The following is an 18910-nucleotide window of genomic DNA, read 5'->3' as shown; positions in this document are numbered from 1 at the left end:
ATCATCTTATCTTTTTCATACTCCAGTACATCATTCTTAAAAAGGTTTTAAACCTGAATGGAATGCTCAGCCCGTTTAACCCAGTTATGTAGTATAAAATATTGAACCAAGCAAAAGTTATGCTTTGTTTTTCCTTCGCCAGCCACAGGCAGCAGTAAATTGATTGCTGCAAACATGTGGCTTTATCATTGATATTGCCGAGGGCTTTATGTGTTGACAGAAACTTATAATGATAACTGAAAAAACGATAGTCATAAGTTGATGAGCTTAAACCAGCCTCGCCAAAACACGCGATATCCAGATGGATGTATTTGGTTTTAAATACGGGGTTACAAAATACTTTCAATGTTAAATGGTAGTCAGCAGCTACCTTAAACTTTATGTTGTATTTACCGGTGTAATTAAATATCCCGCGTTTATAAAAAATGCCCTGGTGATGGATACCGCGTGATAATACTTTATCAATAGTATCATCCGTATATTTCGTCTTTGATGTAGCGCCTGTTACATTACCATATATAAGATCAGCAGGTTCATTTTGGATGGCCTGATAAACCTGATCCAACACTGCGGAGCTGTTGAAAGTATCATCGCCACCCATAAAATAAAGCCATTGACCGCTCGCCATATCAATTCCTTTGTTCATAGCATCATAAATGCCCTTGTCGGGTTCAGAAATGAACTGGATACCAACCTTACCTGTTTTTTTTAAATTACTGATGATATACTGTGTATCATCATTTGAACCACCATCAACCAAAACCAGTTCGTAGTTTTTAAAAGCCTGGCAATTGATGCTATCTAATGCCTGCTGTAAGGTGCCCTCACAATTATACAACGGCATGATGATGGAAAAAAATGGCTTCAATTGAGGTTTGATGTTAATACCTTGTCCGCTTCATTTACCCAGGTATCCAAGCCCTGCGGGTTCCAGTGTGTGTCACTGCGGTAGAATAGATTGCGCTTCTCGGCTTTGAAAGTTTTGTATAGTGGTATTACAGGAAGATCAGTTTTTTGCTCAACTCTTTCTAACAGATGATTATAAGGCATCCGTTTATCGTCATAGATTGAAACTGCATTTGGGATCACTGAAAGGAAAACCTTTTTAAAGCCAATAGCCCGATAATAATCGCGTGCAATATCCAATTTGCGGACTATAGAATCTAAAGCGGCCCTGGTTTTAGGCCTAAATGCTGACTGTAAACTGGCGGTATCGACGGTAGTATTATAAAAAAGCCTTTTTTTATCAGTACTCTCCGTTACCTCTTTGGCTACGCGATTAAAAAGTTTATAGTTGAGTGATGCTTTGGCCTCTTTGAAAGAGGTTGCCAGTTTATTATCAAAAAGAATTAGTTCAAGATTGCGGCTTAGTGCCTTATTAAAGATGATATTGCCTACCCGTTCAAAAATAGATGCTGCCGGCGGTTGGTTACCCAACCGGGGGGCATTACTAAAATTCAGGCCATTTTTAATTTCATTACTTGTCCACCTTGTTTCATCTGTTTTGCTGATATCATAGGTGACCAGGTTACGCTCGGCAAATTCCATTATGAGATAGTTTTGTTTGGTACTATCCAGTTTAATTGGACCGAAGGCAAAACGACGATCAAGGAAAATTACATTATCAAATGCGTCAAAAGCGCCGTAAAGTATTTTATCTGCCAAAAAGCTGTCGCCTATAATATATAATACCCTATTGGTGTTTTGCCTGCCGGGTTTGGGGTTGTAGTGTTTAAAAAGTTCGAGTTCAAATTTGTATTGAGGCAGATTTGACATGCCGTAAAGATCGCCATAGCGCCACTTGTCCGAATAGGAAAAAAAGGCTTTATACCAGTTGGTTTCCTTTGTTGTTTTGGAATAAATGTGGCTGAAATATTTGTCAAAATATAATTTATTGATGAATGACCGGTTCATGGAACTAAGCAGCAACGCAACACTAATGAGCAATATGAATAAACTGGTAACCTTACGCATTAAAACTGGAAATAAATAAACTGAGCTTCGTTAAAGATCCCTAAAAAGTAACAGGCAAGGATAAGCCCGCCTATAATGACCGCCTTTGTTGTGTTTGAATAACCTTTCGCTTTTCGCAAATAATGTTCGCCTAAAAGCAGGATAATGATAATAAAGGCACAATACCAAAGTTCAGGGACAGACATCAAATTACCGGCCGAATAGGTAAATCCTTTACCGGCCAATATTTTACTTAAAATATAAAAAGCATCGGATACTGTAGCTGCCCTGAAAAACACCCAGGCAAGAGAAACCAGGTTAAAAGTGAAAAGCCATTTCAGGAAGGTAAAGCCTTTGATCCCGATACCGTACTTGTTGAATAACTGGTAAGCAACGAGCAGCAAACCATGAATCAGGCCCCAAACAAGATATTTCCAGTTGGCGCCATGCCACAGACCGCTTATCATAAATACAATAAGCAGGTTAATGCAGGTTACCCGGAAATTAATCTTGCTGCCCCCCAACGGGATATACAAATAATCACGAAACCAGGTGGAAAGTGAGATATGCCAGCGTTTCCAAAAATCAGAAACATTGGAGGCAAGATAGGGCAAGTTAAAATTCTGCATTAGCTCGATACCCAAAACGAGGGCCGTGCCAACCGCGATATCCGAATACCCGCTAAAGTCGCAATAGATCTGGAATGCAAAAAAATAGGTAGCTACGAGCAGTTCAAGTGCCGAATGACCATGCGGATTATTGAAAACAGGGTCGACGTAAAGGCCCAGTCTATCGGCAATCACCACTTTTTTAAACAGGCCCATCGCCATAAAAAATAAACCAGTTATCAAGTTACTGCTTCGGAAATTGTTCACCCGGTGTAACTGGGGCAAAATATGCTGGGGCCGTTCAATTGGGCCTGCTACCATTTGCGGGTAAAACATTACATACAAGGCATAAAGGCCAAAGTGACGCTCGGCGGGTTGATTGCCCCGGTAAACCTCAATGGTGTAGCTCATAGCCTGGAATGTATGGAACGATAAGCCAATAGGCAATATAAAATCAAGCAATGGTAATTGCGGGCCATGGAATGTGTCAGATAGCAAATTCAGGTTCGCGGCCAAAAAGTTGAAATATTTATAAAAGGCCAGTACACCAATATTGGTGATCAGGCTTAAAATGAGATAAAACCTGCGGGTTTTGCCTGTGGCTTTTTCTATCAGGATACCGGCACAATAATCAACAATAATGGTAAACAGAATGATGAGGATGTATACCGGCTTAAAGTACATGTAAAAATAGCTGCTTGCGGCTAAAAGCCACATCCATCTTAATTTATGTGGCAGCAGGTAATATGTAATGGTTACAATTACAAAAAATACAAGGAACAACAGGGAGTTAAAAAGCATTTAAAAAAGCAGATATATAATTTAGTTTACAATAATTTTGACGTCAGCGCCTGGTTTAGCTTGCATTATTAAGAATTGATATTGCCTTATTACTGATAATTATAGGATCGACATTGTTGATATTCAGGTTGGAGCCGCGCTTGTATAAATCGTTGAGTAACGCATAATTATCTTTATTGTTAAACTCTTCAGAAGGATAAAACGTGTATATATTGTTTGCAATGGTTAAGGGATAGGGGACAAAACGACCGAAATGGTTGCCATTGGAGATACAAATTGCGGTGGTTTGTGTACCTGCAGCAATATGTATAGCACTGGTATCATTTGAAATTAGTAAATCTGCATTGTTGATAAGTTCAATTAATTCGACAAGATTAGTTTTGCCGGTTTTATCCTCAATTTTTTCTTTGTTTTTTGATTGTGATATTATTTCCGTAGCCAGGCATGAATCTGCAGATGAGCCCGCAATTGTAACCGTAACTTTAAATGTTGAATTTGCCATTATGGAATCAATTGCTGTTGCAAATAAGTTTGTTCCCCACCTTCTATACTCCTGGCCCGCACCGGGAAATATTACCAATTGCAAAGCCCTTTTTTTGGTTGACTTACTTTCGGTTGGCAAATTTAATAAGGTATCAATTCTCTGACCTGTAAGGGTTTCAATAAATTTGTGATTTCTCAGGTATTCAAAATAATCAGTTCCGGGAACATCTATAATACTGTCATAAAATTTATAAGAGCGTTTTAATTCTTCTAATGATTCCATATTAGTATCATCCCCGCTGCTGCAAATCTTTTGTTTGGCTCCAAGTTGGGATATAAACTCATCAGTGTGCAATACTCTTGAATGAACCGGATTGATTAAGATATCAAATGCCTTTTTTTTAATGGCTAATGATAACCTTATTTTTTTGTTTATATCATAAATTATTGATGGCGTTATCCAGATAAATTCATCGATGACATTTTTATCATATGCCTCGGCTATATCTTTAAATCCTATATTCCCAAGGAGCGTCAGTTTATAGCCTTTAAATTTTGGTGCGTGTTTGATACATCTTATATAGTTTCTGAAAAGAATGTAATCGCCAAGAGCATCAAGTCTTACAATTAAAATCCGGTTACTTTTAAAAGGAAGGGACGTTTCTTTAAAGAAACGGAATAAGATCCTCAGGATCTTGTTTGTACTTCTTTTTAGTAACATCATGAGTAATATCCAAATACCTTATATAATTTGATCCTGATCCTGTTTAAAAAAACAATTTTCTTCCATTCATAAACAGTGCCGTGAGCATCTGTTCCCCATATTTTCTGATGATCGGCCTCCCATTGCGCCTTCATTTTTGGCGAATGAGTTTTGGCCTGGTCATGCACGTTGGCAACGGAAAGTGGCTCTTTGATTAATGCCCTGCTGTGTCCTTTTACCAGCCTGAGCCATAATTCAAAATCAAGGGAGCAATGAAGCTCCTCCCAAACGGGTTCATGAATGGCGGCGCTCCAAAAAGTGGAGGGCTGCACAAGGCTCGGAATCTTGATAAAATAATCAATAAAAGGCAATACCCGCGTTGTGGTTGTTTTGCCGGACACAACATTGTAGTCGTTCCCGTAACCGTATATAAAATCTGCATTGGTGCTCATGAATTTATTTAACACCTTATGGAAAACGCCTTTAAGATAGTAATCATCACTATTGATCCAGGCGTGGTACCGGCCCGATGAAAGACTGAACCCCTGATTAATGGCATTGCTTTGGCCATTATCTTTTTCGCTTTGATAATAGCTAAGCCATGGGGCGTATTTTTCAATAATCTGTTTGGATTGATCGGTACTGCCACCATCGATGATGATGTACTCCAGGTTGGGATAATTTTGCAAAAGCACAGCCCTGATGGTTTGCTCCAGAAAACCGGCCTGGTTATATGATGGGGTTACGATGGTAAGCTTAGGCCAGTTTATTTTATTATCATAAACCGTTTGTGCAACCTGCTCATCCCAGGGCCAGCCGGCTTTGCCGAACGGAGGTGGGGGCAACTGGTACAATAGTCCATTTTCGGTACCGGCTACTATGGGCAGGGGCAATTGAACGCCTTTATTGATAAAGTTTGAACGGTAAGACTGAAGATCCGGAAGGTTCATGTTTTTGTTCAGTCAATTATCCGAAGAAATGTTCGGCCAAATTTTTCAACACATTCATGATAAGTGTTATTTTCAAAGAGCAGGGGAGGGCTTTGATATTCACTGAACTGCTGAAGCAGTTGCGCTAACTGGTTAACATTATATGGATCAAAAAAGCGTGCCGAACTGTTAACCAACTGCTCCCTGTGGATCTCAATATCTGAAACCAGTAAAAATTTATTCATTAGCTTAGCATCCTCCACAACAGTGCTCCAGCCTTCAAACAATGATGGCTGTATAATGGCAATGGCATTATTCATCACTTGAAGCTGATCACGCCGGTCAATAAAACCCAGGAACTTAACGTTGTTGCCGATGTTATTGTCTTCAACAAACGCTTTCATCTCTGTAAAATAATGTGGGTTTCGGTAGTCGTTGGTATTACCGGTAAAAGCTACGGTAATTTCAATGCCTTCCGCCTTTAGTTCTTTAACTGCTTTTAGAACTACCAGCTGATTTTTATGTTTCCAGAACTGGTTAGGGCAGATAAAATAACGTGCGGGTAACTGATATTTTTCAAGCAGTAATTTGATGTTGATATCCTGATACGGAGGATGTGCTACCGCGAAAGGCAGAACGCTTACCTCAACTGTATGCTTAGGGAAAATAGATTTGAAATGTCCAAGCGCGGTATTGCTGCTCACAATTAAATGCCCGGCCGAGGCTTGAATTTCCTGCTGGTTTTGCAGGCGCGAGGCAATATCATCTTCACTGAAAAATTCAGGGGCAAAATGTTCCTGGAAATCAGCTACCCAATATATTTTCTTTTTAGCAGCCGATTGTTGCTCACTTTTATAATAAGGAAAAACAGCGTCAAGGGCTTTAATTTTCTGGCTAAACAGACGGATTTTAAACAGCCGGTTTGTTATCCTGTTTAGTAATTGGAAACCTTTGTTTGCTTCGCCCGAACCCAACTGAAAGCTGATATAAGGATAATTGAATTTTTGCTGCGCGGTCCAAAAACTTTCGTAACTATCGGTAAGTAAAACAATATGCGGCTTTTCCTCATCATTAAGGGCGTTTAACGCATTTACCAGGTTTTCGATATAGTAAGTACCGCCTATCCAGTTTTCGTTGTAGGTGTAGCTTAGTCCTATTCTTTTCCTTTTAGCCATTTACAATAGGTATTAATACCATCGTCAAAATTTACTTTTTGTTGGTAGCCCAGGCTAATTAGCAGGCTGTTATCGGCTTGCCAGTATAACGGATCGCCAACGCGGTTGGTGCCTGTAAATGACAAGCCGCCGCTAAAGCCTATATATTTCAAAAAAGTTTCGGCTGCTGTTGTTATAGTGATGGTGTTATTATTAGCAATGTTTGTAATACTGAACCCGGGCTTGTCGGCATTGATAAACAGGTTCATGGCGTTTACAATATCGGTAACATGAATAAATTCGCGTGTTTCGTTACCGGTACCGAACAATGTGATATTTGTTTGAGCCTGCGATTTTTTGTAAAGGTCCCAAAACAACTGCTTTTTCAAACCGGCTCCATATGCGGAAAACACACGGAAGATATGAACATTTAAGCTAAAATGATCGTGATATAGCTGGCAAAGCTCTTCGGCTTGTTTTTTATGTACACCATAGGGTGAGAGCGGATTAAGCGCATGAGATTCTGCAATAGGTAGCATTTGCGGATTACCGTAAACTGCCGCGCTTGACAATTGGATGAGCCTGCAATTGCTATTACCTTCTTTTATGGCATTGAGGATGCTCACGAGGTGATGAACGTTTAGCAGGTAATCGCGCTCAGGGTTATTGAATGATTCGGGCACTGACGCAGCCCCTGCACAGTTAATACACCAATTGAACTGTTGCTCATGAAATACCTTCTTAAAATCGGCATTGGTGGCATCAATTAAAAAGTAGTTGGGATCGTCATATTCTACCATTACATCAGCGCCATACACTTCATAACCTGGCTGATTTTTAAAATAGCTGTAACAGGCCGAACCGATAAATCCTTTGGAGCCTATGACAAGTATTTTCATTGCTGTGGTAATGCTTTTATGAATTGTGCCGGGTTGCCGGCAACCATGGTAAATGGTTCAACATTTTTAGTAACCACTGCTCCTGCTGCTACGATTGCGCCTTTGCCAATGGTAACGCCTTTTAAAATTACAGCGTTCAGGCTGATCCAGGCATAGTCATCAATTATTATCGGTGCAGTGTGTACATTGCCTTTATCGGCCCAGTGCCCGTTGTGTACCAGGTCCATCCACCGTTCGGCCCTTTCAATGGCTTCAAGCTCATGCGCATTTGTGTCCATAATATTTACATTATGTGAGATTTGCACAAAATTACCAATGGTTATACTTTCGCCCGACCAGATCCTGGTGTGATCGCCAATGTAGCAGTTTTCGCCAATCACAATCTTACCGCCGTACTTAAATATATTGAGCATTCCCCGGATATGGGTTCCTTTGCCAACCACTATTCTTGATTTGTCGAGCGAGTTCGAAACCACCGCCTCCGGATAAAAAGTGGCCCCGAGATCGGTAATGCTTAATTGAATGTTGCGTTTTGCCTGTTTTTCATTAAGCAGGTAAATTAAATGGACAAGGTTTATTTTTTCAAAAAGGCCAAGCAATAACCGTTTTATGGATTGTTTCATTATGCTATCTTAAAAAATTTAAGCGCCCTGCGTATAACAGAACTTTTGTATTTTTTGTTAAGCCGGGCATAAACCTGTTTTAAATAAGCGACATCCAGAAGCATTTTTTTAGGATGTTTTAGCGGGAATATCATTGTGCCCAATGGTAGATCGGTAATAGCATCATCTGCCGAATGCGTATGTGTCCCATTTCCGTAGCCTATATTCTTTACAAGATTTACGCAAGGATTAACGGCCATGCCACCGTTGATCAGAATGCTATAGAACCATTGAATATCCCAGGTATTTAATGATTTGTTAAAGGATGATTCAAACATGCCGTAATAACTATTGTACCAGTCGGTAGTACCCAGCTGCGCTTCAACCCTATCCTTTGTTTGCTGCTTGGGCCAGTCTTTCATTTCTATATCATAAAGGCTCCAGGCACGTTTCCAGGTTGCCCAACCCCAGATACCGCCATGCCCCCAATGATATGACTGGGCATCTTTTTTCCAGCCATCGGTTAGTAAATTTGAACCTGATATTGACATTACCCTGTCGTCAAAACGGTATTTTGTCAACAGCTCCTCGCAAAAGGGGAAAAATGTTCTATCGGGCAGGCAGTCGTCTTCTAAAATGATGCCTTCGTTAACATTTTCAAAAAACCAGTTGATGGCTTCGCTAACTGCCGATTTGCAGCCGAGGTTTTTATCCCTTAATAATGTTTTAACTTCACAATCCCAGTTTATGCGCTCAATTACCGAACGTGTTTTAGCGCATAGGTCGATGTCATCGGGTTTATCAGGTCTTGGTCCGTCGGCAGCTATAAAAAGGTATTTAGGTTTAATTTCAGCTATAGCTTCAAAAACCATTTCTGTAAAAGCCGGGCGGTTAAATATTAAAAAAAGTATCGGTACGGAATATCCCATAAGCTTAATAGCTTGTGAAAGCCTGGGCTGTTTTTACAATTTTTAATAATTGTTTTATATGCTGGTACTGGTTTTTTATGAGTTGCCTGTTAGTTAACAGCGATTTGAGCTGGCCAGATTTTTGGTAGTATGAGATTTTTTGTTCGACGCTTACAGGCCGAAATCTGATAACCTTTTGATAAAACAAGTTAACCGTTAACTTGATTAAGGATTTTGCTGCGGAAAGCAGATCGTGATTTATGATCTGTTCGATAGGCCGTTTATTATCATTAACCAGTGCAAAATAGCCATTGAGCAAAACGCTGCTGTAATTTAACCAAAATGCAACCTTTAATATATAGTTGATATTTTGCCTTTGATGGGGAACAAAGTGTTTAAACTTTAGGTTATCATCGGCGATGATCTTATAGCCCATCAAATAATTCATCAGGCAAATCTCAACATCCTCGCCCGAAAGCAGTTTTTTACCTATCCGGCCGGTTGTTACCTGCCTCCAATTGGCGTTCTTCAGTTCAAGCAGGATACTTTTCCGGTAAACAGCCCCGGCACCATAAACCCAATGGCTATCGGCTGCCCATATTTGAGGGCCCCAAACCGTGGTGAATTTCAGTAGATCTTCAGAAATTAGGGCTGGTTGTTCAGCTTCTATAACTCCACATCCCCCTAATACACCAATTTGGCTATCACAGTTCATGATTTTAAAGGCACGCTCAATATAATCGTCGAAAAGCCAATTGTCATCATCGCAAAAAAGAAGGTATTCATACCGGGCATAGCTCAAGCCCATGTCTCGCGCATGGCTTAATCCTGTAATCGGTTGATTCAAAACGCTGAACGGAACATTGGTCAACTTGTATTTCTCCCATTCGGCCGCAGCTGTGGTAGCTGTCCCATCTGTTGAGGCGTTATCAACGATAATAACTTCCCACTTAACAGCTGCTTGTTGTAAGGCCAGGTGTTTAATGGTTAAGGGAAGCCGTTTGCTGCTATTGTAACAGCAAACTATGACAGATATACCGGGACTCAAATTATTGATGGGGTAAAATATATGACTGCTCGGCTTTTTCCCGACTTGATTGTTTTATTGGAGCGATGTGATGTCTGCGAGCCATCTTTCCAGTGTAATTATTTCCTTTTCGCAAACTATATTATTTTCTAACAATGCTTTATATGCATTCAGCAGATTAACCTCAACTGTATTATCCGCAGATATAACAGTAGTTATTAAATCCACTATTTTACTACAATGCTGGTACATGGGTATCTCTGATGTGAAATCATCCATATAATTATGCAGGTTTCTTTTTTGCACAACCGTGGCATTGATAAAACCAAGCTGATAACCATAAAGCCACATAATTGGCTGTGCCACTAAACCACGAAGAATATCCGTAAAGCGGAATGTTACATATGTTGGAAGATAAAGCAACGCAAATAACTCTTTCCGTATTATGGTATTTTGAGTGTTAAACGGACAAACCGTTCCACGGTTTAAAACAATGGGTGGCTTGTCATCAAAATAGCAGGGGGTATTATCTGTTAAGCGGTAAATCGCGTCTACATCCGGGTCTTCATCAGCTAAGCCCTGCCAGATTCCAACGTTACAATTCTGTCTTGAAGTAAATTTTTCAATCTGAAAATCGGTATTGATAAGGTCGAGCGGGAGCCCGCGGGGCCATATTTTTTGTTTTGTATAGTATTGGTAAATATTAACAAATCCTGCAGGGCCGTCTATCATGTCAAATTCACTCTCAAATACCGGAAAGTCCCAATTCTCTTTTGGGTAATTGTCATCATCGGTATCAATTATATATGCTGCTTTTTGCCCGATGGCCGCCAGGTAACCGAGCATTTTACGGCAATAATGGTTAAAGGGCAGCACTTTTGATAATTGATATGGTAATGTTTCCTGCCGGTCGACAGAAAGATATTCAACATTATCACAGTGCCAATTTTGGGGCGATTTTTTGTCGCCAACTACTATCAGGTGATAATCGGACAGTTTTGAAAAAGAAACGACGGCCTCTGTTGGTTCAAATATTGATGTTATTACAATTGCTTTTTTTAGGCTTTCCATTTAGAAAGTTTAATGGGATGGATGTAAAGTAAATTTTCCGGGAAATTATTTACAAGATCGGTAAGGCTATTGTTGTATTTATCGAGTATGGTATAGTCTTGAGCTGTCCACAACGGGAAACCTTTTAAGTTAAGGTCTGTTTCGGTAACGATTTCTTTTGCTGATAATACTAACGAGGTAGGCAAACCAACCTCTACAAACAATTTTGTTACGGCTGTTATGCCGCAATAATGACTAAATTGTTTGATGGTATCGGCACTTATAATAAACACATCTGAATAACCACCAACCACAGGATACCGAAGATGGTGTTGTTGTTTAGTGATCAGGTTTTTTAAATAGCGCAATACTTCCCGTAGTGGCATTGTAAACCAGTCTTTCAGTGTTTTTGGGGCGTCCCAAATTTGCCTGAAATTCAAAGGCCCTACCGATAAGCCAAACTTATTGAATGTAGCTAAAGCGGTGTTGTAATCGGGAAGAAAGCTTTTCGCTTCAACTCCACTCAATTCTATGTTATAATTAAAGCCATCGGCCACCCTTTCCCAACGCTTGTTTAGGTCGGTTTCATGCAGGTTGATAAGCTCAGGGATGAAACATGTGCCGGCTTTTAGTTTAAAAAAGCCCGCATAGTTGTTCTCATTTATTGCGGGGTTCAACAGCAGATCATCTGCAACGAAAAAATAGTGATCATATTTATCGTCAAAAAAAGAACCCAAGCTCTGGGTAACATATCCCTGAAAGTAGAATGAGTTTTCATAAACAGAAATTACATTGGATAAATCGCCGGTATAAAAAGGAACCAAATGGTAGATGTTGGTAAATCTATTATGATAAATTTTTTCTAAAACAGGTATGTTTTTATTGTACTGGTGGTTGTAAATAATTATCAGGGCAACCTTACTCATTTGAGCTAATGTGTTTAATAATTAATGTTTTGGCAACATCATAGAAAGCAATTGCTGCTTCTTGGTACTGTTTAGTACAAACCTGTTAAGCATATCATGGTTACAAGCTGTAATTTCTTTGTTTATAAGAGCCTGCTCCCGGCTGATATTTATAATCAGGGCCGTTAGTTCTTCAAGCGTGTGACAGTAGGTGATTAAGTCATTGTGCTCATTTTTAAGCGACTTATCAACGTTATAAAAAATTGTCTTAAATCCGTTTTTGATACTTTCCAGACCTGAGTAGCCGGTAAATTCACCAATTGTGAAGTTGATAAAATATCCGCTTTTTATTTCGTCATTTAGTTCATTCATCGGGATAGACCTTTCTGTAAACGCGATGTTTGAAGAGACATTAAGACGGCTGGCCGTATCAAGAATGTTTTGGTAAACTTTCGGGCTATATACGGTACCTATAAATAGTATATGAACATCAGTGATCCCGTTATTTTTTAACAAGTGCAATGTTTCTAACAGATCGGGAAAATAATTCTTATCATCAGAGATGCGTGATACGACGTTTAAATTAATCATTCAAAAAAAGCGGGAATAAAACCCTTTTGCATTTAAATACATCATTCCCGTAATGGCTGTCGAGTTCATTTTCCTGGTATTGATTGATGCAAACCAGCGTATCATTGGGATTATCGAAGTAGCTTTCGGGATAGTTGTAAGCACCTTGTGCTGCATTGGTTACATGCCAATAAAACCGGTTACTATGATTAATGAAATCTTTTGCCCTGTAAATGTTATGCAAACCGATGACATGGACACTATCATATACACTATTGGCAAAATATTTTAACCTAAGCGACCAGTACATTGACCTTAGCATTTTTAAAGGAGCCCTGAAGTTTCGTATGGCGCTGAGCCTGGTTCGTACTACTTTTATTTTCTTTTGCTTAAATATCGGATCGTAGTATTCCCTGATGTAGTTATCAATTATAAGAACGGTTGGGGCAATGTTATTTTTCCGGGCGAAAACAGCCAATTCATAGACGAGCTTTTCGGCACCGCCTATAACCAGATGGCCATTTACAATTAAAATTTTACGCATTGCAAAGGAGGGGAGTTGTTTTCTTCTATGAACGTTACCTCCGTCGTTTAACAATTTGGGCAATTGTATGATATGCGGGGCTTATATATGCTTTTATGCCTGGTAACTAACGTTAAAGTCAAGTTTAGGATGAATAACTCCCGGAGCTAAAGCACTGTTACTCCCCTTGCTTTCATTTTCAACCTCAAACCCGATAAAGTCATCAGCACCGAATAACAGGTAGCGCTGATTTTCACCGAAAATTAACTTGAATGAATAATTACCGGCATTCAACAGGTTTGGCGGGATAGTACACTTAACCGTATACAAGCCGGTTTTTGAATCGTTATTGGTTGATATAAGTACGCCATTATGAAATACAGGAATCTCATCGCTGTTTTTTAACTCAAATGTGGCATCGAGGTTAATGCCTGCCTTTTGATTAAAAAAGATTATCTCAAAGCTAACACCTGTCGAAATGGAAACACTGTCGCCCGTAAGCGGACGGATGATAAATTTAAGCACCCTTATATTTTCATTTCCCGGCGCTGAGCTTAGATCACCATGATGCTCAAATGTTGACCGGGTATTATTATTGGTTTGATAAAAGCTAACGGCTTCAAGCTGGCGGTTTTCATATATCAGCTGTCCGTTGGCAAGCACAATGCCCCGGTTACATAATGTTTTAACGGCAGCCATGTTGTGGCTTACAAACAAAACCGTGCGCCCTTCGCTTTTGCTCACCTGTCCCATTTTACCGAGGCATTTTTTCTGAAACTCGGCATCGCCAACTGCCAGTACTTCATCTACTATCAAAATTTCGCTTTCAAGGTGTGCGGCCACCGCAAAGGCCAACCGTACATACATTCCCGACGAGTAACGCTTAACCGGCGTATCGATGTATCTTTCAACCCCCGAAAAGCTCACGATCTCATCAAACTTTTGTTTGATCTCGGCCTTGCGCATCCCCAGTATGGCACCATTGAGATAAATATTTTCCCGCCCGCTCAGTTCCGGGTGGAAACCTGTGCCTACTTCAAGTAAACTGGCTATCCGACCTCTTAGTTTTATTGAGCCGGTAGTAGGAGAGGTAACACGGCTTAAAATTTTAAGCAGGGTACTTTTGCCTGCTCCGTTGCGACCTATAATGCCAACAGCATCGCCCTGTTCAACTTCAAAATTAATATCGTTCAAGCTCCATACCACATCACTTTCGCCTTTGATGGTACGATCGTTCACTTCGCCTATTTTTAAAAAAGGATCTTCCTTACCCCGCAGACGTGCCCAAAAGCGCTCCAGGTCGCGCGAGATAGTGCCTGTGCCAAAATCGCCTAATTGGTAGGCTTTTGACAGGTTTTCAACTTTTATCGCCTTGCTCATTTATACGGTATCAACAAAAGTTTTTTCAACCTTATTAAATATCACTATACCAATTAACAGTATCAAAACAGTGCTGATGATGCTATAGCTTAATAGTTCCCAGCTAAAGCTGCCCTTCCCCAATAAACCATACCTAATTGTTTCAATTACTGCCGTAATGGGATTAAATTTAATAAGCCAGCTGTATTTGGGGTATTTGGCCTGCGCTACCGATAAAGGGTATATAACCGTCGTTGCGTACATCAAAAGTGGTACGCCAAAGGTTACTATAAACGCGATATCCCTGTATTTTGTGGTAACTGCCGATATGATCATACCTAAGCCTAAACCCAGCGACGCTATCATTATAATAAGTAGCGGCAGCAGCAGGGCTGCTATATTCGGAACAATATGTTCGCCCTTTAAGATAAATATGATGTACAGGATTATGAAAAGTAGAAACTGAACCGCGAAACGGATCAAGTTTGAAAGCACAATACTTAAGGGCATAATAAGTCTTGGAAAATATACCTTGCCAAGTATACCGGCATTATCTTTAAAAACAGTTGACGTTTTGTTCAGGCAATCGGCAAAATAGTTCCAAATGATGGTGCCGGCCAGGTAAAAGAGGGGCTTGGGCAGGCCATCAACCGGGATGCCGGCCAAATTGCCAAATATCAGGGTATAAAACAGGATAGTAATAACCGGCTGAATAAAAAACCATACCGGGCCCAAAATGGTTTGCTTATAAAAGGAAATAAAATCGCGCCTAACGAGTAGCACAAGCAAGTCGCGGTAATGCCACACCTCTTTAAGCTTAAGGTCGAGCAAGCTGCCTTTCGCATTTATTTCGATGTCCCATTTTTCAGGATGCAAATCAGTCATTTATCAGCTGCTCAAGTTTGGTCATATAATCGCGCTCGTTAAAATGGCTTAAACATTTTTCCTGTAAGCTTTTGCGGGTATCAGCAGCTAAGTGTTTTTGCAAATGCTTTGTTATTGCTTTGTTAAGTTCGGTAAGGTTGTCCGGGTCAATGGCTTCTCCCAGTTCGCCGTTCCGGATGGCGTCAATACTACCATCGGCATTGCCACAAATAACGGGTAAGCCGCAGGCAAGGGCTTCAATAAATACAATGCCAAAGCCCTCCTTTTTGCTTGGTAAAACAAACAGGTCGGCCAGCAGGAAATAGTCGGTAAGTTCGGCTTCATCAATAAAGCCGGTTAAAATTACCTGTTCCCTTACATCATGCGCCGCTATTAATTCTTTTATACGGATGTGTTCCTGCTCATCATATTTGCCCGAAAGTATATATTTTATTTGCGGGAATTTTGACTTAAGGCTACCCAGAGCACTAATTACCTGGTCATACCCTTTGTATAGCTCGGTAGATGCCATGCGTGTTAACGAAAATATGATAAAATCATCGTGGTTTAAACCATGACTGCGCAACAGTTTTTGTGGCTTCGTGAAGATATTGGGCAAACGCATAAAAGGGTCAATGGCATTATTCAGGACAATGCATTTATCTGCATTCAGGTTATGCCTTTTTATCATTTGCTGTTTAGTATAATTACTTACACAAATTACGCTGTCGCAGTGTTTAAGCATCAGGCGCTTTAAAAACGAAAGCGGACGCCAAACCTCAATGCCGTGTGCTACAAGCCATAACCGGCATTTAGGATTGATCAATTTAATTAACAGGCCAATGATAGCCAGGTTAATATGGCTTAATATAGCAACATGGGGCTTTGCGGAATGGCCAATGGTTTCTAAAACAAAACCTGCCCGGTTTATGCCAAAACCTTTGAAATTTGCAGAAGGTAAATATTGCGCCATTAGGTCGTCCTGCCTATCATAAGCCGACCAAAGCTCAAAATTCCAATTGTTTTTTAAGGCAGCACAATGCAATGAATGACCAAGTGTGCGTGTCATTTTCTGGATGCCGCCGGTAGTGCTAAATGTTTGTAAAGTAAAAAGAATTACATTTTTAGCCATCATTTTGAACCTGGTACAAGGCAAAAGCCTTTGACCAATGAATGCTGTCGTTTTTAAACTGTTTTATAGCATTTTGTGCCGCTTTCCCTTTGTAATTATCAGTATCGCTAATTAGCTGGTGCTCCTTCATCCATTTTTGTAAGGGGAATGTGAAGCCCATTTTAGGCCTGTTCCAAACTTCGGGCGGAATAAGGTTGTCGAAACTTTCAATAAGAAGTTTTTTCGGCTGGCGTTTATTAAATCTGATGCCTGGTGCGATATTCCGGGCTGCATGGGTAAAATCTTCATCCAGAAACGGGACCCTGACTTCAAGGCCATGGTTCATGCTCATCACGTCGGTGTCCCTAAGCAGTTGGTTTTGCATATAGAAATGCGTTTCAAACCATTCGGCATGCTCGTTATTATAGCCATGTGGTGCGGGCAACATGGCTGTGCCGAACAAGACATCATTAATATGATCTATGCTTGTATCCAGTAAAGCAGAAACATCGGCCAATGAAAACAATCCACGCAAAGCCAGGTAATCAGCTACTGGGTGGTTAACAGCGAGGAATGCCAATCTCTTATAATGATCAGGCAAAAGATGACCGGATATTTTTAACATCCATGATGGCTGTTTTCGCAGATAGCCAAGATATTTTATGCGGTTAAATGAGGGATAACCTCCAAAAAGTTCATCGGCACCAACACCAGATAATACGGCCTTCAAACCATCGTCATGGGCATATTTACTTATAAACCAGCTGTTAATGCCATCGGTGGTGGGCATATCCATAGCGCTTATAATTTGCGAAAAAAACGCTTCGAAATCTGATTGTTTTACCAGGTGTGAAAAGTGTTGACCGTCTATTTTATTGTTGATGATGGTTTGATAGCTGCGTTCATCATAGCTTTTTTCATCAAAAAATATAGAAATGGTTTTAAGTTGCTCTTTTTTTTGCTGATTGGCCAGCAGTGTAAGCAGGCTCGAGTCAATCCCCCCGCTTAAAAATACACCTATCGGTGCATCGGCAATCAATTGCCTTTTCACACCCAAGCTAAGTGCATTCTGGATTAGCCGATGGGCTTCGTTTTTATCGGTTATTACGCCTTGCAAACCATCAATGCGATATCTGCTTAAAGTATACCCCGCACTCCTGTGGTCCCAGCATAAAAAATGTCCTTTGGGCAAGCTGAATACATTTTTTAATGTGGTATAGGGTTCAGGAATATGGCCAAATGCCAGTAGCCTTACCGGCCAGTCCGGATCTTTTTCGATATTTAGGCCCGATTGTTTAAATGCCCGTACTTCAGATGCAAAACGAAGCTCACTGTTTACAGCCGAATAATATAGCGGTTTTATACCGGTAGTATCACGTACAAGGTAAGTAAGGGCTTTGCCAACATCATACAAGGCAAAAGCAAACATACCTCTGAACCTTGCAAAAGCCGCGGTGCCCCAATTAAGATAGGCCTGGAGTATAACTTCGGTATCAGTGCCTGACTTAAATTGTGCTCCTAATCTTTGCAATTCCTGTTTTAATTCAGGGTAGTTGTAAATTTCGCCATTGAAGGTGATCCATGCATTTTGACCTACATCTGCCATGGGCTGATGCCCGTTGCTGCTGAGGTCAATAATTGATAACCTGCGGTGACCGAAAACAAGGCAGGCTTTTTTATCTTCAAATATGCCCTCATCATCAGGCCCGCCATGCTGTAACGCGCGGCACATTAATTTTACCCTATTCCTGATCTCGTTCTGGGATATTTTTTCAGAAACGATTCCTGCTATACGGCACATTGTTCATTAAATTTCATAGCTTCGCCCCGTAAGTTACATTGATATCTTGTAACTAATTAGTTATTAATTACTTGTGTTGCAGGGCACAAGCTGTCTATTTATTGAATTTTCGGCGCAAATAATGAAATATTATCTGTTGTCCAAAACAATTCCTTTTATTTTAAAACCGCTCAATGAGCGATGCAGCAACATTAACGATAATGGAGTAACCAATACTTTCCAGGCGTAATATCAGTTGTTTTTGCGATCTGCGTGATACAACTTCGCCTGTCATGCCCTTTAGTGCACCTGCTCTGATGATAACCTTCTCGCCCGGCTGCAGGTCTTCCTCTGTTACCTCCAGTTCATATGGACTTGCCATGAGTAATTTAAGTTCATGGATCTGCTTATCAGGCATAACTGCAGGCTTGCCCGAAAAATAAAGGAACCGCGCAATACCTTTGGTCATTAACACTTCGGCCTGCTCTTGTTCGGCAATATTTACAAACAGGTATGATTTTAACAATGGTTCCTCAACCCATTTTCTGCGGTCGCTCCATTGTTTAAGCTGACGGTGCAGTGGCAGGTAAACATTAATGCCTTTGCTCACTAATGCATCATATGCCTTTTTTTCGGCTCGTGGGTTGGTGTAAACCGGATACCATTTGTTTACTGCCATAT

General features: G+C 40.4%; 19 protein-coding genes. All 19 read right to left on the bottom strand.

Annotated features, from left to right (window positions below):
* Nucleotide 1: 1 nt before the first annotated feature.
* Nucleotides 2–868 carry a glycosyltransferase family 2 protein gene (locus ACEN82_RS21010; protein WP_413321027.1) on the bottom strand — a complete coding sequence of 289 codons (867 nt, stop codon included), beginning with the start codon at nt 866–868 and terminating at the stop codon, nt 2–4.
* On the bottom strand, nt 865–1974 hold the full coding sequence (locus ACEN82_RS21005) for an alginate O-acetyltransferase AlgX-related protein (RefSeq protein ID WP_413321026.1): 1110 nt from the start codon (nt 1972–1974) through the stop codon (nt 865–867). The genes ACEN82_RS21010 and ACEN82_RS21005 overlap by 4 nt, the downstream gene beginning before the upstream one ends.
* Nucleotides 1974–3362, bottom strand: a complete 1389-nt coding sequence (locus ACEN82_RS21000) for an MBOAT family O-acyltransferase (RefSeq protein WP_413321025.1) — start codon at nt 3360–3362, stop codon at nt 1974–1976. Before ACEN82_RS21000 ends, ACEN82_RS21005 begins: the two co-directional genes overlap by 1 nt.
* A 55-nt stretch (nt 3363–3417) precedes the next feature.
* A complete protein-coding gene (locus tag ACEN82_RS20995) occupies nt 3418–4569 on the bottom strand; it encodes a glycosyltransferase family 9 protein (protein WP_413321024.1) in 1152 nt (383 codons plus the stop codon).
* Nucleotides 4566–5498 (bottom strand): glycosyltransferase family 2 protein, encoded by a 933-nt coding sequence (locus ACEN82_RS20990; protein WP_413321023.1) that lies wholly within the window; start codon nt 5496–5498, stop codon nt 4566–4568. The genes ACEN82_RS20995 and ACEN82_RS20990 overlap by 4 nt, the downstream gene beginning before the upstream one ends.
* An 8-nt stretch (nt 5499–5506) precedes the next feature.
* Nucleotides 5507–6652 (bottom strand): glycosyltransferase, encoded by a 1146-nt coding sequence (locus ACEN82_RS20985; RefSeq protein ID WP_413321022.1) that lies wholly within the window; start codon nt 6650–6652, stop codon nt 5507–5509.
* A complete protein-coding gene (locus ACEN82_RS20980) occupies nt 6631–7530 on the bottom strand; it encodes an NAD-dependent epimerase/dehydratase family protein (protein ID WP_413321021.1) in 900 nt (299 codons plus the stop codon). Before ACEN82_RS20980 ends, ACEN82_RS20985 begins: the two co-directional genes overlap by 22 nt.
* Complete coding sequence (locus ACEN82_RS20975; RefSeq protein WP_375339187.1) at nt 7527–7757, bottom strand: acyltransferase; 231 nt, start codon at nt 7755–7757, stop codon at nt 7527–7529. The genes ACEN82_RS20980 and ACEN82_RS20975 overlap by 4 nt, the downstream gene beginning before the upstream one ends.
* Before the next feature lie 395 nt (nt 7758–8152).
* A complete protein-coding gene (locus tag ACEN82_RS20970) occupies nt 8153–9061 on the bottom strand; it encodes a nucleotide-diphospho-sugar transferase (RefSeq protein ID WP_413321020.1) in 909 nt (302 codons plus the stop codon).
* 4 nt (nt 9062–9065) lie between these two features.
* A complete protein-coding gene (locus ACEN82_RS20965) occupies nt 9066–10088 on the bottom strand; it encodes a glycosyltransferase family A protein (protein WP_413321019.1) in 1023 nt (340 codons plus the stop codon).
* A 54-nt stretch (nt 10089–10142) separates the two neighbouring features.
* Nucleotides 10143–11138, bottom strand: a complete 996-nt coding sequence (locus ACEN82_RS20960; protein ID WP_413321018.1) for an STELLO glycosyltransferase family protein — start codon at nt 11136–11138, stop codon at nt 10143–10145.
* The gene (locus ACEN82_RS20955) at nt 11126–12043 is read right to left on the bottom strand and encodes a hypothetical protein (RefSeq protein ID WP_413321017.1); all 918 of its coding nucleotides are present in this window, start codon (nt 12041–12043) and stop codon (nt 11126–11128) included. The genes ACEN82_RS20960 and ACEN82_RS20955 overlap by 13 nt, the downstream gene beginning before the upstream one ends.
* 21 nt (nt 12044–12064) lie before the next feature.
* Entirely contained in the window at nt 12065–12613 is a 549-nt protein-coding gene (locus ACEN82_RS20950; RefSeq protein WP_413321016.1) for a hypothetical protein, read from the bottom strand.
* A complete protein-coding gene (locus ACEN82_RS20945) occupies nt 12606–13136 on the bottom strand; it encodes a glycosyltransferase family protein (protein WP_413321015.1) in 531 nt (176 codons plus the stop codon). The genes ACEN82_RS20950 and ACEN82_RS20945 overlap by 8 nt, the downstream gene beginning before the upstream one ends.
* A 93-nt stretch (nt 13137–13229) precedes the next feature.
* Nucleotides 13230–14495, bottom strand: coding sequence for an ABC transporter ATP-binding protein (locus tag ACEN82_RS20940; RefSeq protein WP_413321014.1), 1266 nt, complete (start codon nt 14493–14495; stop codon nt 13230–13232).
* Complete coding sequence (locus ACEN82_RS20935) at nt 14496–15359, bottom strand: ABC transporter permease (protein ID WP_413321013.1); 864 nt, start codon at nt 15357–15359, stop codon at nt 14496–14498.
* On the bottom strand, nt 15352–16473 hold the full coding sequence (locus tag ACEN82_RS20930) for a glycosyltransferase family 4 protein (RefSeq protein ID WP_413321012.1): 1122 nt from the start codon (nt 16471–16473) through the stop codon (nt 15352–15354). Before ACEN82_RS20930 ends, ACEN82_RS20935 begins: the two co-directional genes overlap by 8 nt.
* Nucleotides 16463–18250, bottom strand: coding sequence for an asparagine synthase (glutamine-hydrolyzing) (gene asnB / locus ACEN82_RS20925; protein ID WP_413321011.1), 1788 nt, complete (start codon nt 18248–18250; stop codon nt 16463–16465). The genes ACEN82_RS20930 and asnB overlap by 11 nt, the downstream gene beginning before the upstream one ends.
* 160 nt (nt 18251–18410) lie before the next feature.
* Nucleotides 18411–18908: a UpxY family transcription antiterminator gene (locus ACEN82_RS20920; protein ID WP_413321010.1), complete on the bottom strand. Its 498-nt coding sequence runs from the start codon at nt 18906–18908 to the stop codon at nt 18411–18413.
* Between the last annotated feature and the right edge of the window lie 2 nt (nt 18909–18910).

The sequence above is a fragment of the Mucilaginibacter sp. Mucisp73 genome, assembly GCF_059491465.1.
The sequence above is the reverse complement of the archived record's forward strand: the minus strand, read 5'-3'. Positions and strand labels throughout refer to the sequence as shown.

What these genes read in the sequence shown, in the direction of transcription:
- ACEN82_RS21005 (WP_413321026.1), bottom strand. Translation starts at nt 1,974, where the DNA reads ATGCGTAAGGTTACCAGTTTATTCATATTGCTCATTAGTGTTGCGTTG.
- ACEN82_RS21000 (WP_413321025.1), bottom strand. Translation starts at nt 3,362, where the DNA reads ATGCTTTTTAACTCCCTGTTGTTCCTTGTATTTTTTGTAATTGTAACC.
- ACEN82_RS20995 (WP_413321024.1), bottom strand. Translation starts at nt 4,569, where the DNA reads ATGATGTTACTAAAAAGAAGTACAAACAAGATCCTGAGGATCTTATTC.
- ACEN82_RS20990 (WP_413321023.1), bottom strand. Translation starts at nt 5,498, where the DNA reads ATGAACCTTCCGGATCTTCAGTCTTACCGTTCAAACTTTATCAATAAA.
- ACEN82_RS20985 (WP_413321022.1), bottom strand. Translation starts at nt 6,652, where the DNA reads ATGGCTAAAAGGAAAAGAATAGGACTAAGCTACACCTACAACGAAAAC.
- ACEN82_RS20980 (WP_413321021.1), bottom strand. Translation starts at nt 7,530, where the DNA reads ATGAAAATACTTGTCATAGGCTCCAAAGGATTTATCGGTTCGGCCTGT.
- ACEN82_RS20975 (WP_375339187.1), bottom strand. Translation starts at nt 7,757, where the DNA reads ATGGACCTGGTACACAACGGGCACTGGGCCGATAAAGGCAATGTACAC.
- ACEN82_RS20970 (WP_413321020.1), bottom strand. Translation starts at nt 9,061, where the DNA reads ATGGGATATTCCGTACCGATACTTTTTTTAATATTTAACCGCCCGGCT.
- ACEN82_RS20960 (WP_413321018.1), bottom strand. Translation starts at nt 11,138, where the DNA reads ATGGAAAGCCTAAAAAAAGCAATTGTAATAACATCAATATTTGAACCA.
- ACEN82_RS20955 (WP_413321017.1), bottom strand. Translation starts at nt 12,043, where the DNA reads ATGAGTAAGGTTGCCCTGATAATTATTTACAACCACCAGTACAATAAA.
- ACEN82_RS20950 (WP_413321016.1), bottom strand. Translation starts at nt 12,613, where the DNA reads ATGATTAATTTAAACGTCGTATCACGCATCTCTGATGATAAGAATTAT.
- ACEN82_RS20945 (WP_413321015.1), bottom strand. Translation starts at nt 13,136, where the DNA reads ATGCGTAAAATTTTAATTGTAAATGGCCATCTGGTTATAGGCGGTGCC.
- ACEN82_RS20940 (WP_413321014.1), bottom strand. Translation starts at nt 14,495, where the DNA reads ATGAGCAAGGCGATAAAAGTTGAAAACCTGTCAAAAGCCTACCAATTA.
- ACEN82_RS20935 (WP_413321013.1), bottom strand. Translation starts at nt 15,359, where the DNA reads ATGACTGATTTGCATCCTGAAAAATGGGACATCGAAATAAATGCGAAA.
- ACEN82_RS20930 (WP_413321012.1), bottom strand. Translation starts at nt 16,473, where the DNA reads ATGATGGCTAAAAATGTAATTCTTTTTACTTTACAAACATTTAGCACT.
- asnB (WP_413321011.1), bottom strand. Translation starts at nt 18,250, where the DNA reads ATGTGCCGTATAGCAGGAATCGTTTCTGAAAAAATATCCCAGAACGAG.
- ACEN82_RS20920 (WP_413321010.1), bottom strand. Translation starts at nt 18,908, where the DNA reads ATGGCAGTAAACAAATGGTATCCGGTTTACACCAACCCACGAGCCGAA.